This window comes from Microbacterium aurugineum (assembly GCF_023101205.1).
GTDB classification, from domain to species: Bacteria; Actinomycetota; Actinomycetes; order Actinomycetales; family Microbacteriaceae; genus Microbacterium; species Microbacterium aurugineum.
Genome location: NZ_CP078078.1, coordinates 127,319 through 143,041, shown reverse-complemented (window position 1 = coordinate 143,041; position 15,723 = coordinate 127,319). Strand labels below are relative to the sequence as shown.

Genomic DNA, 15,723 nt, shown 5'->3' with positions numbered 1-15,723 from the left:
ACGAACCGACGACCGACCAGCCGGGCCCCGCGTCTAACGAATGTGCATCCGGCCCGGATCTGGCGTGACCGGGTCGAACCGGCGGACCGGATGGGTCGCGGCGACCAGCGCGCGCAGCTCTTCCAGCTCGATGTCCACGCCCTCCAGAGCCCGCCACTGCACGAGCACGTTCCCGAGGGCGGTCGCCTCGACGGGGCCGGCCAGCACGGGAAGGCCGGCGCGGTCGGCCGTCGCCTGGCACAGGAGCGCGTTGAGTGATCCGCCCCCCACGAGATGGATCACGTCGACCTCTCGCCCCGACAGCGTGGACGCCGTCCGAACCGTCTCGGCGAACGCCGCGGCGATGCTCTCCACGATGCTGCGCGCGAACGCTGCACGACTCGCGGGGACAGCCGCCCCTGCCTCTCGGATCAGCGCGGCGATGCGAGACGGCATGTCACCGGGCGCGCTGAGGGACGGGTCGTTCGCATCGAAGAGCGGCACCTGGTGCGAGACCGCGGACGCCCCCACGAGCAGCTCTGACAGGTCTACCGAGGCACCGTCCTCCGCCTCCCAGGCGCGCACGCTCTCACTCAGCAGCCACAGGCCGGTGACGTTGTGCAGGAAGCGGTATCGCCCGTCGACGCCGCGCTCGTGAGTGAAGTTCGCCTCGCGCGCGGCCTCCGTCAGCACGGGCTCGGTCAGCTCCAGACCGACGAGGCCCCACGTGCCGCACGAGATGTAAGCGGCGGACGGCGAGCTCAGCGGGACCGCTACCACGGCAGAGGCGGTGTCGTGTGAGCCGACCGCGACCACGGGGAGGGTCCTGCCGATCCGCTCGGCGAGTTCGGGGCGGAGCGATCCGATCAGCGCGCCGGGGTCGAGAAGCGGAGGCAGGACGCGGGTCGGGATGCCGATGCGCGTTGCGAGGTCGACGTCCCACTCGCCGTCACCCACTCCGAGCAGCCCGGTCGTCGAGGCGTTCGTACGCTCGGCGGCACGAACACCTGTGAGCAGGAACGCGATCAGATCGGGGATGAGGAGCGCGGTGTCGGCATCCGCGACCCTCTCGTCGATCCGGTACTGGTAGAGCGTGTTGAAGGGCAGGAACTGCAGTCCGTTGCGTGTGTAGAGCTCGGGGAACGGGATGCTCCCGTGCACCTCGCCGACGCCGCGCGCGGTGCGCTCATCGCGGTAGTGGAAGGGCTCAGCGAGAAGCTCCCCGCCCGCGATCAGACCGTAGTCCACGGCCCACGAGTCGATGCCGATGCTCTCGATCGCCGGCTCGCGTCGCACGGCCTCCGCCAACCCCTCGAGCACGTTCTCGTAAAGGGCGCCGAAATCCCAGTGCAGCCCGTCGGCACGCTCCACGGACCCGTGGGGGAACCGCGAGACGAGCTCGAGGTCGAGCCTGCCGTCGCCGACGCGCCCGATCATGACCCGGCCGCTGGTCGCACCGAGATCGACGGCCGCGACGGCGCGCACGCTCATCGCAGGAACGCCGCGGCGACGCCGGAGTCGACGGGGATGTGCAGACCCGTGGTGCGACTGAGCTCCGGGCCGGTGAGCACGTAGACCGCGTCCGCGACGTTCTCGGGGACGACCTCGCGCTTGAGGATCGTGCGGTTCGCGTAGAACTGCCCGAGGTCCTCTTCGGCGACGCCGTAGGTCGCGGCGCGATTCGCGCCCCACCCGGAGGCGAAGATGCCCGAGCCACGCACGACGCCGTCGGGATTGATCCCGTTCACACGGATCCCGTACTCGCCGAGCTCGACCGCGAGCAGGCGGACCTGATGGGCCTGGTCGGCCTTCGTGGCGGAGTAGGCGATGTTGTTCGGGCCGGCGAAGACCGAGTTCTTCGACGAGATGTAGACGATGTCGCCACCGAGCTTCTGATCGATGAGCACGCGCGCGGCGGCCTTCGACACGAGGAAAGACCCCTTCGCCATGACATCGTGCTGCAGATCCCAGTCCTTCTCGGTCGTCTCCAGCAGAGGTTTCGAGAGCGACAGTCCAGCGTTGTTGACGATGAGGTCGACGCCGCCGAACGCGAGCACCGCATCGGTCAGCGCAGCCTGGATCGCGTCGGCGTCGGCGACGTTCGCGGCGACACCGATCGCGACATCGGTGCTCCCGAGCTCGGCCGCCGCGGCCTGGGCCTTGGCGAGGTCGAGGTCGGCGATGACGACACACGCACCTTCAGCCGCGAGGCGGGTGGCGATGGCCTTGCCGATCCCGGAGGCGGCGCCGGTGACGAAGGCGATGCGGCCCTGATGTGACTTCGGCTTCGGCATCCGCTGCAGCTTGGCCTCTTCCAGCGCCCAGTACTCGATACGGAACTTCTCGGCATCCGAGATCGGAGAGTAGGTCGACAGCGCCTCGGCACCGCGCATCACGTTGATCGCGTTCACGTAGAACTCGCCGGCGACACGAGCGGTCTGCTTGTTCGCGCCGTACGAGAACATGCCCACACCGGGGACGAGCACGATGAGCGGATCGGCACCGCGGATCGCCGGAGAATCCGCCGTCGCGTGCGCGTCGTAATACGCCTGGTAGTCGGCGCGGTACTCCGCGTGAAGCTCGTGCAGACGGGCGATCTGCTCCTCGACGGACGCCGTGATCGGCAGGTCGAGGAGGAGCGGCTTGACCTTGGTGCGCAGGAAGTGATCGGGGCAGCTCGTGCCCAGCGCGGCGAGGGACGGCGCCTTCTCGGAGGCGAGGAACTCGAGCACCTCCGGGGCATCGGTGAAGTGGCCCACCATCGGACGGTCCGTCGAGGCGATCCCACGGATCGTCCCAGCGAGCGCGGCGGCGCGTTCACGACGCTCTCCCTCGGGCAGAGGCTCGAAACCGGAGCGGACACCGCCGAACGGATCGGCCTCGCCGTTCTCCGCGATGTACGAGGCGGCGGTGTCGATGATCCACAGCGAGTTCGCCTCGGCCTCGTCGGAGGTGTCGCCCCAGGCCGTGATGCCGTGCCCGCCGAGGATGCATCCGATCGCCTGCGGGTTCGCCGCCTTGATCTCGGCGATGTCGAGGCCGAGCTGGAAGCCGGGGCGACGCCAGGGCACCCAGACGACCTTCTCCCCGAAGATCGTCCGGGTCAGCGCTTCGCCGTCCGCCGCCGTCGCGATCGCGATGCCGGAGTCGGGGTGCAGATGGTCCACGTGCGCGGCGTCGACGAGGCCGTGCATGGCGGTGTCGATCGAGGGCGCAGCTCCGCCCTTGCCGTGCAGGCAGTAGTCGAATGCGGCCACCATCTCGTCTTCACGCTCGATGCCCGGGTACACGCCGACGAGCGCACGCATCCGGTCCAGGCGCAGCACCGCGAGGCCGTTCTCGGTGAGCGTGCCCAGGTCACCGCCCGAGCCCTTCACCCACAGCAGTTCGATGGGCTGCCCGGTCACGGGATCGATCCCGTTGCCCTTCGCGGACGTATTGCCGCCGGCATAGTTCGTGTTCTTCGGATCGGCGCCGAGGCGGTTGCTCCGCGCGAGGAGGTCGGAGGCGGTCGGATTCGTCATGTGAGTCGTTCCTTGGGAGAAGGGTCGAAGATCGAAGGGTCGAAGGCCGGAGCTCAGGCGCCCCAGCCCGCCTGGACGCCGCCCACACGGTCGGCCGCGATCTTCTGCGGGTATCCCGAGGCGAGGTAGGCGGCCATCGGGTCGGCGGCGAGCCCGCGGGACTCCCGCCACTCGGCCAGGGCAGGGCGCACGTCGGTGTAGAACGCATCCATGAACACGGCGTTCGCGGCCAGCACGTCGCCCGACTTCTGCGCGGCGGTCAACGCCTCCCGGTCGACGAGCAGCGCGCGTGCGGTCATCTCCTGCACATTGAGCACCGAGCGGATCTGACCGGGGATCTTGTCCTCGACGTTGTGGCACTGGTCGAGCATGAACGCCACGTCCGGGTTGTTCAGACCGCCGCCGCGCACGACCTCGAAGAGGATGCGGAAGAGCTGGAACGGGTCGGCCGCGCCCACGATCAGGTCGTCGTCGGCGTAGAAGCGCGAGTTGAAGTCGAACGACCCGAGCTTGCCGAGACGCAGCAGCTGCATCACGATGAACTCGATGTTCGTGCCGGGAGCGTGATGCCCGGTGTCGAGGCACACCATCGCCTTGTCGCCGAGGGCGCTCACCTGGGCGTACGACGTGCCCCAGTCCGGAACATCGGTGTGGTAGAACGCGGGCTCGAAGAACTTGTACTCCAGCACGAGCCGCTGGTCGTCTCCGAGACGGTCGTAGATCTTCTGCAGCGAATCCTGCAGTCGGTCCTGGCGCCCGCGCAGGTCGGCCTGGCCGGGGTAGTTCGACCCCTCGGCGAGCCAGATCTTGAGGTCGCGGCTCCCGGTCGCGTCCATCACGTCGATGCAGGCCAGGTGGTGGTCGATCGCCTTCCGACGGATCGCGGCGTCCTCGTGCGTGAGGGCACCGAACTTGTAGTCGTCGTCCTGGAAGGTGTTCGAGTTGACGGTGCCGAGCGCCACGCCCAGGTCCTCGGCATACGTCCGCAGGTCGGAGTACGAGTCGACCACATCCCACGGGATGTGCAGCGCGACGGCGGGGGCGAGTGCCGTGTATTGGTTGACCTGCGCGGCATCGGCGATCTTCTCCCAGGGGTCACGCGGGGTGCCGGGGGTGCCGAAGACCTTGAACCGGGTACCGGAGTTGCCGAACGCCCAGCTGGGGAGCTCGATGCCCTGCTTCTCGAGGACGGCGAGGTTTTCAGGGGAGAGGATGCTCACGATGCACTGCTTTCGTTCTGGAGACCGGAGGTGGGGAGCTGGTCCTCGAGGTGGAACACCTCGGGAAGTGTGGGAGCGGCCTGGTCCGGCCTGCCGTCGAGACCGACGAAGAAGCGGGCCATCTCGGCCTCCCACCGGGCGGCGATGGGCGACGCGGCGAGATACGCCTGAGCCGCGTCGTCGTCGTCGGTCTCGTAGTACCCGATGAGTTCACCGTCGGGCGCGAGGAAGAGCGAGTAGTTGCGGCGTCCGGCCGCCGCGATCTCGGCGAGCATCTCCGGCCACACGGGCGCATGACGCTCGCGATACTCCTCCAGAAGCTCGGGTCGCACCTGGAGCTTCACGCACACGCGCATCATCCCTGCCTTTCTGTGAACGCCCGGTCGACACCCTGCCGACCGGGCATTCGATGATCATCAGAAGTCGAACTCACCGATGTTGTCGGCGTCGAACACGAACGGGTCGCCGAGCAGCACGACGCCGTCGTCTCCGACCGTGTACTCGCCGAGGTCGCCTGCGGTGAAGGTGTCACCCTTCTCACCCGTGATGTCGCCCTCGATGAGCGCCTGGGCCGCGAAGGCCGCAAGATAGCCGAGGTCTTCCGGGTTCCACAGCGCGAACGACGTGACAGTGCCGTCCTCGACGTACTCGCGCATCTGGTTCGGGGTGCCGAGACCGGTCAGCGAGACCTTGCCCTTGTAGTCCGAGGTGGACAGGTAGCGGGCCGCCGCGGCGATGCCGACCGTCGTGGGCGAGATGATCCCCTTCAAATCGGGGTGCGTCTGCAGCAGCGCCGCGGTCTTGTCGAACGACGTCTGGTCGTCGTCGTCACCATAGACGGTCTCGACGAGGGTGATGTCCGGGTAGTCGCTGACGAGGTAGTCCTCCATCAGGTCGATCCAGGCGTTCTGGTTCGTCGCGTTCGCCGAGGCGGAGAGGATCGCGATCTCTCCGGCACCGCCGATCTGCTCGGCGATCTGGTCGACCTGGACCTTCGCGATGCCCTCGGAGTCCGCCTGGTTGATGAAGACATCGCGGCACTCCGGGTTGGTGTCGGAGTCGAAGGTGACGACCTTCACGCCGGCGTCGCGTGCCTCGTTCAGCGCGTCGCAGATCGCCTTCGGGTCGTTCGCCGAGACGACGAGCGCTCCGACGCCCTGCTGGGTGGCCGTGTTGATGTAGCTGACCTGTGCGTCGGGAGTGGCCTCGGCCGGTCCGACCTCGGCGAACGTGCCGCCGAACTCCTCGACGGCCGCCTTGCCACCCTTGCTCGACGTGTCGAAGTAGGGGTTTCCGAGGTTCTTGGGCAGGAAGGTGATGGCGAGGTTGCCGTCGCCGCCGCTGTCGCCGCCGTCGTCACCGCCGGTGCTCGCGCATCCGGAGAGGGCGACCGCTGCGGCCACCGCGAGGGCGGCGACCGCGGTCACACGCTTGCGTGCAAACATCATTGTTCTGTTCCTTTCGTGAGGTGCCGCGAGTGCGGCGTCGGCGTCATGAAGCTGTGGAGGTGGCGCCGGTGGTCGAACGCCCTGGTCTGCGCCGGGACTTCTGCAGCCAGGCGAGGAAGCTCGCAGCCACGACCGAGACGATCAGCAGGGCACCGGTGATGATGTTGATCACATCGGAGGTCACGTTCATCAGACGCAGCGCACTGGCCAGCGAGCCGATGAGGAGCGCGGCGGCGACGACCCCGTAGATCTTGCCCCGCCCGCCGAACACCGACACGCCGCCGAGGACGACCGCGGCGATCACCTGCAGCTCCAGGCCGGTGGCGTTGTCACCGCGGGCGCTGCCGTAGCGGAGCGTGTAGAACACCCCGGCGAACGCGGCGACCAGTCCGGAGAGCGCGAAGAGGATGAACTTCGTCCGCTCCACGTGCACGCCGGAGAATCGAGCGGCATCCTTCGCCAGGCCGATCGCGTACACGCCACGTCCGAAAGGCGTGTAGTGCAGCAACAGGATGAACGCCACCAGCAGGATCAGGAACGGGATCATGACCACCGGAACCGTCGTGCCCGCGATCTTCGCCTTGGCGAGGTCGGTCCAGAACTCCGGGAACTCGGTGACTGCCGCCGTGCCGAGGATGCCGACCGCGAGGCCGCGGAACAGAGCGAGCGTTCCGATCGTGACGGCGAGCGACGGCAGCCCGACCACGGTCACGAGGAACCCGTTGAAGGCTCCGCCGACCAGACCCACGAGCAGCGCAGCGAGGGCCGCGACTTCGAAGGGGATCCCACCCTGGACCAACGCGCCGGTGACGACGCTGGAGAGGCCGACCATGCTGCCCACCGACAGGTCGATCTCGCCGGTGATCATCACGAGCGTCATCGGCAGGGCGATCAACAGGATCGGGGCGATGTCGAGGAGCAGGTAGGTGAGCGTGATCGGCTGACCGAAGCCGCGGACCGTGCTCGCGGAGATGATGACGACGAAGAGGAGCAGGGCGACGATCGCCATCTCCCTGGTGAGGAGGACACGACGCCAGAGCGGCTTGTCGAAGTCTCGGATGATCCGGGTGGTCGTGGTCGTCGTGGTCGCGGCGGTCATGACTGGTCCCTCGCTTCGATGAGCCGTCGTTTCTGCCGGACGGCGAGGACGCGGTCGAGCACGATCGCGCCGATGATCAGGAGGCCGACGACGGCGCGCTGCCAGAAGTCGGGGATGCCGAGGATGGGAAGAGCCCGGTTGATCGTGAGCAGGAGCACCGCACCGATCGCCGCGCCCCACACCGAGCCGATGCCGCCCGTGATCGCGACGCCACCGATCACGGCCGCCCCGACCGCATCGAGCTCCCACCCGGCTCCGGCCTGCGAGTTGATGGTGCCGTAGCGGGCGGCGTAGAACACTCCGGCGAGACCCGCGAGAGCACCGGACACGACGAAGGCGGTCAGCACGCGGCGCGTGACGCGGAGGCCGTACAACTCCGCTGCTGCCGGATCCGAGCCGATCGCGTAGTACTCGCGGCCACCGCGTGTGTTCTTCATGTACCAGGCGGCCGCGGCCAGGACGATGAGGGCCACGATCGTGAGGATCGGGATGCCGACGAGCTGCCCCGTGCCGAGCGCCAAGAAGTCCTTCGGCATGTCCGAGGCGTTCACCCGGTCACTTCCGGTCCACAGCACGTTGATGCCGCGGTAGGCGTAGAGCGTACCGAGGGTGATCACCATCGCCGGCACCTTGGCGAAGGCGACCAGCGCGCCGTTGATGAGTCCGAGGAGGGCGCCGAACACGACCGCGGCCACCACGACGATCACGATCGGAATGCCGGGGACGTCGATGAACAGGCGACCGGTGAGGTAGGCGGTGAGTCCCATGACCGAGCCGACCGAGAGGTCGACGTTGCGCGTGATGAGGACGATCGCCTGCCCGACCGCGACGAGCACAAGGATCGACGGCGTGAGCAGCAGGTCGCGCCACCCGTCAGGGCTGAACAGGAAGTTCGAGTTGTTCGTCGTGGCGGCCACGATCACGAGCGCCAGGGCGAGGAGGATTCCGAACTCCCGCGCCCGGCCGAGCGCGGAGAGCCTCTTCGTCATCGAGGAGACGGGGATTGCGGTGGTCACGAGGAGAGCTCCGATGCGTGCGTCGCGGCGTACATGACGTTCTCGGAAGTGGCCTCCGAGCGGGCGATCTCTGCGGTGATCCGCCCCTCGCGCATGACGAGGACGCGGTCGGCCATTCCCAGTACCTCCGGAAGCTCGGACGAGATCATGAGGATTCCCATGCCCTGCCCTGCGAGCTCGGAGAGCAGCCGGTGCACCTCGGATTTGGTGCCGACGTCGATCCCACGGGTGGGTTCGTCGATGATGAGGACCTTCGGCTGCGTGGCGAGCCACTTCGCGAGGACGACCTTCTGCTGATTGCCGCCGGAGAGTGTGGCGGCGACGGTGTCGAGGGCGTGCGCCTTGACCTCGAGCCTGGTCGCCCACTCCCGGGCGGCACGGTTCTCCATTCCGGTGGTGAGGAACCCCAGCTTCGCGAGCTGGCGGCGGATCGAGAGGGTGATGTTGCCGCCGACGCCCGATTCGATCACGAGACCTTGCTTGCGGCGGTCTTCCGGCACGAGCGCGAGGCCGGCGCGCATGGCGTCGGTGGGACGACCACGCGGGATGGGCACGCCCTGCATCGTGACGGCGCCCTCGCGGTAGGGATCGACCCCGAAGACGGCACGAGCCACCTCGCTGCGCCCCGCGCCGACCAGACCGGCCAGGCCCACGATCTCCCCTGCGCGCACGGTGAAGGAGATGTCGTGGAAGACACCGGGGCTGGTGAGGTTCTCGACCTCGAGCAGCGGAGCGCCGACGGTGGTCTCCTGCTTGGGAAACAACTCGGTCACCTCGCGGCCGACCATCTGGTGCACGATCTCCTCGACCGAGGTGTCGGCGATCGCGCTGGTGGCGATGTAGGCACCGTCGCGCATGACCGTGACGGTGTCGCAGAGCGCGAACACCTCGTCGAAGCGGTGCGAGATGAAGATGAGCGCGCGGCCCTCGTCGCGAAGACTGCGCGCGATCGTGAAGAGGCGCTCGACCTCGACACCGGACAGCGCGGCCGTGGGCTCATCCATGACGAGCAGACTCGCGTCGAGGGAGACGGCCTTGGCGATCTCGATGACCTGCTGGTCGGCGATCGACAGACCTTCTGCCGGACGATCGGGATCGATCGTCACGCCGAGTCGAGTGAAGAGGCGCTCGACCTCGTGCCGCATGGCCCTGCGGTCGATGCGCCCGAAGCGCCCCGTGGGCTGACGACCCATGAAGATGTTCTCGGTGACGGACAGGTCGGGGAAGAGCGTCGGCTCCTGGTAGATCACGGCGACGCCCGCGCTCTTGGACTGCGCGGTCGACGTGAAGTCCACGTCTTCGCCATGGAAACGGAAGATCCCGCCGTCGCGCTGGTAAAGCCCTGCGACGATCTTCACGAGGGTCGACTTGCCCGCACCGTTCTCGCCGACCAACGCGTGGATGGATCCGCCGGCGACGGAGAGAGTCCCAGAACGGAGAGCGACCACCGCACCGAAGGACTTTCGGATGTCGCGGAGTTCGAGCGCCGGCGGAGAGCCGGGAGCCCCAGAGGGAATCGTCATTGATCGGACCTAAACTGCAGGATCATCCCTGCGGATTGAATCGTTTTAAAGGATGGCGCATCTGTAAGTTACGACCCTCGGTGACCTGCTGTCAAGTCATGGGATGGTCGATGGTACGTTTCAGGGACAGGTTTCGCGGTCCCGCGGGAAGGAAGACGCCGTGGTCGTCAGTGTTCGAGATGTCGCTCTCGCCGCATCCGTCTCCGTCGGGACCGTCTCGAATGTGCTGAACCATCCGGACAAGGTCTCCCCCGCCACGGTGGAACGCGTCACGGCCGCCATCGAGAAACTCGGCTTCGTGCGCAACGATGCGGCCCGGCAGCTCAGAGCAGGCCACAGCCGCTCGATCGGCCTCGTCGTGCTCGATGTGCGCAACCCCTTCTTCACCGACATCGCCCGGGGCGCGGAGGAACGCGCGGCCGAGGCCAGGATGACGGTCATGCTCGGCAACAGCGATGAGAAGGCGGAGCGCGAGCGTGCCTATATCGACCTGTTCGAGGAGCAGCGCATCGCCGGTCTCCTCATCTCCCCCCTCGCCGACGACCTCCCGCGTCTGCGCCGCCTGCGTGACCGAGGCACGACCGTGGTGCTCGTCGACCGCGAAGTCGCCGACGAGAGCTTCTCGTCGGTCTCCGTCGACGATGTCGGCGGCGGCTACCTCGCCGTGCAGCACCTCGCGGCCCAGGGGCGACGACGCATCGCCTTCGTGGGCGGGCCGATGGGCATCCGCCAGGTGGTCGACCGTCTCGAGGGAGCCAGCCGAGCGGCCAACGAGGCCGGAGTCTCGCTCGAAGTCATCCTGACCGATTCCCTCAGCGTGCTCGCCGGTCGCGCCGCGGGCGACGCCCTCAGCGCCCGCGCGCCGGAGGACCGCCCCGATGCCGTCTTCGCCGCGAACGACCTGCTCGCGATGGGCGTGCTGCAGGCGCTCATGATGCGGAGCAGCATCCGGGTCCCCGACGAGATCGCGCTCATCGGATACGACGACATCGACTTCGCCGCGGCGGCCGTCGTCCCGCTCTCGTCGATCCGCCAGCCCGCCGAGCTGATCGGCTACACGGCCGTCGACCTGATGCTGCGCGAGGCAGGCGGCAAGTCCGATCCCGAGCGCGTGGTGTTCCAGCCGGAGCTCGTCGTGCGCGAGTCGACCGCGCGACCGGCCTGAGCGACGTCCGAAGCGAGAGATCAGGCGCTGTCGACCCCGTACATCTCCCCCACCGGGATCGGCACCGCCATCACGTTGCCGGGTTGCGCGAGCGGGCAGGCCCAGGCGGGGTCATAGGCGCAGGACGGGTTGTAGGCGAAGTTGAAGTCGAGCACGATCGTCCCGCGCTCGGCATCGGATCCGAGGTCGGCTCCCTTGATCGTGTCGACCAGATAGCGGCCACCGCCGTAGGTGCCACCCGGGCGCCCCGCGAGGGCGTCGCGCACCGGGATGAACAGCCCGCCGCCGTAGGACGTGAGCCGCCAGACGTCGAGTGATCCGGCGTCCGGGATCTCGACGCGACCCACGCGCTCGAAGGGCACGACGCCGTCGGTGCCGGTCGCGAAGTCGAAGCCGCCGGGGTCGGCGGGGAGGACCGGCAGCTCGAAGCGCCACTCCGGGTCGTACGAGGCGATCGGCAACCCCTCGAACGCAGAACGATCCTCGGCGAGCAGCGGCGTCGCCGGATGATGCAGCATGAGCTCATCCCGTTCGATCCGCCACAGCTCATGCGCGTCCTCCGGCGAATCGGAGAGACGCACGGCGGCGTAGAGAGCGAAGACGCGGCGGCGCCAGTCGACGACCTCGACAGCCGTCCGTGCGAGTGTGTTCGTCATCCCCCCAGGCTACGGGCGCGGCGTCGAGTCCTCGGCGAGCATCTCGGCGTATCCCGCTTCGAAGGTCGGGTACTCGAGGTGGCCCAGCACGGATCGCAGCAGCGTCCCGTCATAGACGACCCCGCTCGGACCGCCGGACGCCACATCCGGCGGCACGTCCACGCCCAGCTTCCCGGCGATGAACGCGACGACCTCGGCGAGAGGTGCGGGCCGCTCGTCCACCGCGTGCAAGAGCGGCGGCGGATCCTCCATCCGCACCAGCAGGTCGAGCGTCCGCACCAGATCGACCTCATGGATCCGATTCGTACGCCGGGCGTGGTCGACGGCAGCGCCCTCGCGCACCTTCCGCAGGAGGAACTCCCGACCCGGCCCGTAGATCCCCGCGGGGCGCACGATCACGGCGGAGAACAGCGCGACGGCCGCCTGCTCCCCGTCGTACAGCTCCTGTGATCGCGCACTCGTCGGTGCGGGGACATCCTGTTCGGTCAACGGATGATCTGCCGCAGCTCCCTCGAACACTCCCGTCGACGACACGAACACGGTGCGCGCCGGCAGCACGGGCAGTGCGTCCCTCAGATTCGTCAACGCGGTGCGGTACCCCGAGCTCACGCCGCTGGGCGGCAGCGTGATCACCATCGCGTCAACGACCGGAAGGGGCGAATCGAGCGGATGAGACGGATCGGCGGAGAGTCCGATCACGCCCGCCGGCAGGGAACCGGTGCTCCGCCGCAGGGCGAAGACCTCGCCGTCGTCGGCGAGGAGACGTGCGGCGAGTCGCGCGCCGAGCTTCCCGTATCCGACGAGGAGCGTGCGACGAGGTACCGGAGTCATGGGGCTGACCAGCGAACGGCGAGCGCGGGCAGTCCGCGGCGATCGTGCTGCAATGGACACCCTCCGAAATCGTCGTCGCGCGAGTCGGTTCACGTAGGGCCACTACCGTACCGGATGGGCGTGATCACGGAGCACCCGACCGATCCGACGCACGTCCTCCTCAGCGAGCGGCCGCAATCCCCGTGCGATCGCTCGTGCGGATGATCGTCGCGAATCCGCGAGCGGCGAGGATGCTCTCGGTGCGGCGCATGATGTCCTCGCCCGAGACCGCGGCCAACGGCCCCGAGGCCGGGATCGCGGAGGTGGTCGTCGCGTCCGTCACGAAGTCCACCTCGTAGCCGAGATCAGCGGCCGCACGAGCGGTCGTCTCGCAGCATTGCTCCGTCCGGATGCCGCAGATGACGACCCGTCGCACGCCGGCGCTCCGCAACCGCTCGTCGAGATCCGTCGAGAGGAAGGAGTTGATCGTGGTCTTGGTGACCGCATCCTCCGAGTCGAGGGGACCGAGCTCGTCGATCACCCGCACGAACCCCTGCGCGGGGTCGAACACGCCGCCGGAGCCGGGCTCGGAATGAGTGATCCACACCACCCGCTCACCACGCCCGCGGGCGTCGGCGACCAGGAGGGCGATGTTGTCGAGCACGGCGGGGTTGGCGGTCTCCGCCCAGTCGTCGGCGCGAGCACGGAAGGACTCCTGCGCGTCGATGACGAGCAGGACGGTGTCGGAAGAGGCCATGCGCCCCATGCTCGCCGGGATCCGCCCCCGCGCCAAGCCGCTGCACGGACAACGACCGAACGGTTTCCGCCAGTGTCACCCTCGTGCGGCGGTGGTCACTCCGCAGGCGGCTCGACGCAGGTGATGGCAGCGTCCGTGATGGACTGGTGGTACTGCTCCGCGGTGAAGGGGAGCCCGAACTCCGGCGCGGTCTGCCCGGACGCAGCCGGCGCCTTCGAGGCGATCGCCGCGAGTTCCCACGAGAGCTGCTGCGCGAACCTCGAACCCGCCGTCGAGTCGTTCAGCACGACGGCGACGGTGAACCCGGTCGCGGGATCCGAGTATGCCGAGGTGGCGTAGCCGGGGACCCAACCGTGCTGGCCGACCATCGACCCCACGAGGTAGGCGCCACCGGTGGCCTGGTACCAGGAAGGACCGTCTTCCGCGGCCGGCAGCGGGGAGCCGAAGCGCGCCGGCTCAGCGTCGGCACCACGCAGCGCGTCGCGGGCTTCGGCCTGGATGTAGCGACCGAGGTCGTCGATGGTCGAGACGGCGCCGGAATCGGTGAATCCCGAGCTCGACGAGATCGTGGTGATGTCGTTGGGGGCGGCGCAGGTGAATCCACCCTCGACCGCGGGGAGGAAGTGCCCCTTCATCGGGTCGTCACCGGGAGCAGCCGGAGCGGGGCCGGGGAGCGACGTGGCCGTGAGCTCGAGCGGGTCGGTGACGTACTCGGCGATCAGCTCGGACGCGGTCATCCCGGTGGCGCGCTCGAGGGCGAGGCCGAGCAGGAGATACCCCGCATCCGAATCGCGGAAGGTGGTGCCCGGGTCGACACGAGGGCGCGCCAGTCCGTAGCCCGCGAGCTCCAGCGGCGCCCAGATGCGGTCCGGTGTGTTCAACAGAGCGCTCTTGGTGGTCGGCTCGGACGAACCGGCGCCGCTGGTGCCGTTGCACAGGTCGAGGAGCGTGACACCCTGTTCCCGCATGTCAGCGACCCCGGAGACGTAGTCGGCGACGTTCGCATCGAGTTCGAGCGTTCCCTCATCGGCGAGGGCGTAGAGCACGTCGCACGCCATCAGACGCGTCACGTCGGCGATGCGGAAGGACATGTCGGTGGAGACCTCTCCACCGCCGTCACGGTCCTGCATGCCGACGGCGGTGACCCAGCTGCCGCTCCAGGGCACCCAGACCCCGACGATCGCCCCGGTCGCCCCGGAAGCGACGAGCGCATTGTCGACCGCGGCCTGCATCGAAGCGACCGTGTCATCGGGCAGAGCGCCGTCGACCTGAGCCGGTGGCGTGTAGCTGAAGGAATCCTCGGATGAGCATCCGGTGAGGACGAGAGCGAGCGCGGCCGCACTGGCCGCAGCGGCACGCCAACGGCGCGACGAGAGAAGCTGCATGAAGGAACCCCCGAGGATGTATCTCCCGAGTCTAGAACGCCCTTCCTGAAAGACGGCATCGCGCCGGGCGCCTTTGCGCGCACATAGGGTGAGAAACGTGCCCCACTTCTTCGATGCCGACGTGATCGCCGCTGTCCTGCGCCACATGAACGGTGACCACACCGATGACAACCTCTTGATCGCCCGCGCCTTCGCTGAGGACTCCGCCGACGTCACCGCCTCCGTGATGACCGGATTCGACGGCGACGGCGGCGTCTGGGAGATCACCGTCGACGGCGAACCGTCCGAACTGCGCGTCCCGTGGCCCGGCGGACCCATCACGGATCGCCCCGCTGTGCGCCGCGAGGTCGTGGCGCTCTACGACGAGGCCTGCGCGCGCCTCGGGGTCGAGCCTCGCCCGCACGCCTGAACGACTCGGACGCGGCCCGTCCCACATCCGACTCGGCACCGCCACTACCGCCCGAGGTAAGGCAACCCTTACACTAGGCACATGCCCGAGATCCTCTCCTTCTCCGCCGCCCTGCGCGAGCGCTCGTCGGGATCGCACTCCCGCAGCGAGACCGCCGGCTTCATGTCCGACCTCCTGAAGGGTGAGGGCTCCCGCGAGGACTACATCTCCCTCGTCGCGCAGCACTACTTCATCTACGAAGCGCTCGAAGGAGCCGGGGAGCGCATGCGACAGGATCCGGTGGCGGCGGTCTTCCTCAGCGACAAGCTCACGCGGCTCCCCGCGCTGGAAGCCGACCTGGAGTTCCTGCTCGGTGGCGACTGGCGCGAGCAGATCGTGCCGCTGCCCACCACCGTGCGCTACGTCGAGCGCATCCGCCAGGTGGGTGCCACGTGGGCGGGCGGCTTCATCGCCCACCACTACACCCGCTACCTCGGCGACCTCTCCGGCGGGATCTTCATCGGCCGGGTGATGGCCCGTCGGTTCGGCTTCGAGACGAACGGCATCGGGTTCTACCTGTTCGACGACATCGCCGACCCGTCCGCATTCAAGGACGTCTACCGCGAGCAGCTCGACGCCGCCCCGTGGGACGACGCGGAGCGTGAGCGTGTGATCGACGAGGTGCTCCTCGCCTATCGATTCAACACCGAGCTCTTCGAGGACCTCGACCGGGCCCGCGCCGCCGCCTGATCC

At 68.4% G+C, this 15,723-nt stretch carries 15 protein-coding genes; 3 read left to right on the top strand and 12 right to left on the bottom strand.

The features are described from left to right. Nucleotides 1–33 precede the first annotated feature (33 nt). Genes KV397_RS00680 through KV397_RS00645 form a run of 8 tightly spaced genes read right to left on the bottom strand, consistent with a single transcriptional unit; the run spans nucleotide 34 to nucleotide 9,809 of the window. Nucleotides 34–1,470 carry a rhamnulokinase gene (locus KV397_RS00680; RefSeq protein WP_261811915.1) on the bottom strand — a complete coding sequence of 479 codons (1,437 nt, stop codon included), beginning with the start codon at nucleotides 1,468–1,470 and terminating at the stop codon, nucleotides 34–36. Beyond that, nucleotides 1,467–3,503 (bottom strand): bifunctional aldolase/short-chain dehydrogenase, encoded by a 2,037-nt coding sequence (locus tag KV397_RS00675; protein ID WP_261811914.1) that lies wholly within the window; start codon nucleotides 3,501–3,503, stop codon nucleotides 1,467–1,469. The genes KV397_RS00680 and KV397_RS00675 overlap by 4 nt, the downstream gene beginning before the upstream one ends. A gap of 53 nt (nucleotides 3,504–3,556) precedes the next feature. Next, entirely contained in the window at nucleotides 3,557–4,723 is a 1,167-nt protein-coding gene (rhaI, locus tag KV397_RS00670; RefSeq protein WP_153243123.1) for an L-rhamnose isomerase, read from the bottom strand. After that, the gene (locus KV397_RS00665; protein WP_256535295.1) at nucleotides 4,720–5,082 is read right to left on the bottom strand and encodes an L-rhamnose mutarotase; all 363 of its coding nucleotides are present in this window, start codon (nucleotides 5,080–5,082) and stop codon (nucleotides 4,720–4,722) included. The genes rhaI and KV397_RS00665 overlap by 4 nt, the downstream gene beginning before the upstream one ends. A gap of 57 nt (nucleotides 5,083–5,139) precedes the next feature. Beyond that, nucleotides 5,140–6,171 carry a rhamnose ABC transporter substrate-binding protein gene (gene rhaS, locus KV397_RS00660; RefSeq protein WP_153243124.1) on the bottom strand — a complete coding sequence of 344 codons (1,032 nt, stop codon included), beginning with the start codon at nucleotides 6,169–6,171 and terminating at the stop codon, nucleotides 5,140–5,142. Nucleotides 6,172–6,214: 43 nt separating this feature from the next. Next, entirely contained in the window at nucleotides 6,215–7,270 is a 1,056-nt protein-coding gene (locus tag KV397_RS00655) for an ABC transporter permease (RefSeq protein ID WP_261811913.1), read from the bottom strand. Continuing rightward, nucleotides 7,267–8,259, bottom strand: a complete 993-nt coding sequence (locus KV397_RS00650) for an ABC transporter permease (protein WP_047524259.1) — start codon at nucleotides 8,257–8,259, stop codon at nucleotides 7,267–7,269. The genes KV397_RS00655 and KV397_RS00650 overlap by 4 nt, the downstream gene beginning before the upstream one ends. A gap of 23 nt (nucleotides 8,260–8,282) precedes the next feature. Further along, nucleotides 8,283–9,809 (bottom strand): sugar ABC transporter ATP-binding protein, encoded by a 1,527-nt coding sequence (locus KV397_RS00645; protein ID WP_261811912.1) that lies wholly within the window; start codon nucleotides 9,807–9,809, stop codon nucleotides 8,283–8,285. 160 nt (nucleotides 9,810–9,969) lie between these two features. Here KV397_RS00645 and KV397_RS00640 point away from each other — a divergent pair, with 160 nt between their 5' ends. After that, complete coding sequence (locus KV397_RS00640; protein WP_047524222.1) at nucleotides 9,970–10,974, top strand: LacI family DNA-binding transcriptional regulator; 1,005 nt, start codon at nucleotides 9,970–9,972, stop codon at nucleotides 10,972–10,974. 20 nt (nucleotides 10,975–10,994) lie between these two features. Here the strand turns inward: KV397_RS00640 and KV397_RS00635 are convergent, their stop codons facing one another. The 4 genes from KV397_RS00635 to KV397_RS00620 form a co-directional block, all read right to left on the bottom strand. Continuing rightward, nucleotides 10,995–11,630 carry a DUF1684 domain-containing protein gene (locus KV397_RS00635; RefSeq protein ID WP_261811911.1) on the bottom strand — a complete coding sequence of 212 codons (636 nt, stop codon included), beginning with the start codon at nucleotides 11,628–11,630 and terminating at the stop codon, nucleotides 10,995–10,997. Between the two features lie 9 nt (nucleotides 11,631–11,639). Continuing rightward, nucleotides 11,640–12,461 (bottom strand): Rossmann-fold NAD(P)-binding domain-containing protein, encoded by an 822-nt coding sequence (locus tag KV397_RS00630; protein WP_131494375.1) that lies wholly within the window; start codon nucleotides 12,459–12,461, stop codon nucleotides 11,640–11,642. 160 nt (nucleotides 12,462–12,621) lie between these two features. Further along, nucleotides 12,622–13,197, bottom strand: coding sequence for an isochorismatase family protein (locus KV397_RS00625; RefSeq protein WP_047524219.1), 576 nt, complete (start codon nucleotides 13,195–13,197; stop codon nucleotides 12,622–12,624). 95 nt (nucleotides 13,198–13,292) lie between these two features. Beyond that, entirely contained in the window at nucleotides 13,293–14,582 is a 1,290-nt protein-coding gene (locus KV397_RS00620) for a serine hydrolase domain-containing protein (protein ID WP_261811910.1), read from the bottom strand. Between the two features lie 97 nt (nucleotides 14,583–14,679). Here KV397_RS00620 and KV397_RS00615 point away from each other — a divergent pair, with 97 nt between their 5' ends. After that, complete coding sequence (locus KV397_RS00615; protein ID WP_261811909.1) at nucleotides 14,680–14,991, top strand: DUF2470 domain-containing protein; 312 nt, start codon at nucleotides 14,680–14,682, stop codon at nucleotides 14,989–14,991. An 81-nt stretch (nucleotides 14,992–15,072) separates the two neighbouring features. Further along, complete coding sequence (locus KV397_RS00610; protein WP_134352481.1) at nucleotides 15,073–15,720, top strand: biliverdin-producing heme oxygenase; 648 nt, start codon at nucleotides 15,073–15,075, stop codon at nucleotides 15,718–15,720. Nucleotides 15,721–15,723 lie beyond the last annotated feature (3 nt).

Bases quoted from the DNA above. Each gene is read 5' to 3' on its own strand.
- KV397_RS00635 (WP_261811911.1), bottom strand. From the start codon at position 11,630: ATGACGAACACACTCGCACGGACGGCTGTCGAGGTCGTCGACTGGCGC.
- KV397_RS00675 (WP_261811914.1), bottom strand. From the start codon at position 3,503: ATGACGAATCCGACCGCCTCCGACCTCCTCGCGCGGAGCAACCGCCTC.
- rhaS (WP_153243124.1), bottom strand. From the start codon at position 6,171: ATGATGTTTGCACGCAAGCGTGTGACCGCGGTCGCCGCCCTCGCGGTG.
- KV397_RS00655 (WP_261811913.1), bottom strand. From the start codon at position 7,270: ATGACCGCCGCGACCACGACGACCACGACCACCCGGATCATCCGAGAC.
- KV397_RS00610 (WP_134352481.1), top strand. From the start codon at position 15,073: ATGCCCGAGATCCTCTCCTTCTCCGCCGCCCTGCGCGAGCGCTCGTCG.
- KV397_RS00665 (WP_256535295.1), bottom strand. From the start codon at position 5,082: ATGATGCGCGTGTGCGTGAAGCTCCAGGTGCGACCCGAGCTTCTGGAG.
- KV397_RS00645 (WP_261811912.1), bottom strand. From the start codon at position 9,809: ATGACGATTCCCTCTGGGGCTCCCGGCTCTCCGCCGGCGCTCGAACTC.
- KV397_RS00630 (WP_131494375.1), bottom strand. From the start codon at position 12,461: ATGACTCCGGTACCTCGTCGCACGCTCCTCGTCGGATACGGGAAGCTC.
- KV397_RS00650 (WP_047524259.1), bottom strand. From the start codon at position 8,259: ATGACGAAGAGGCTCTCCGCGCTCGGCCGGGCGCGGGAGTTCGGAATC.
- KV397_RS00625 (WP_047524219.1), bottom strand. From the start codon at position 13,197: ATGGCCTCTTCCGACACCGTCCTGCTCGTCATCGACGCGCAGGAGTCC.
- KV397_RS00680 (WP_261811915.1), bottom strand. From the start codon at position 1,470: ATGAGCGTGCGCGCCGTCGCGGCCGTCGATCTCGGTGCGACCAGCGGC.
- KV397_RS00620 (WP_261811910.1), bottom strand. From the start codon at position 14,582: ATGCAGCTTCTCTCGTCGCGCCGTTGGCGTGCCGCTGCGGCCAGTGCG.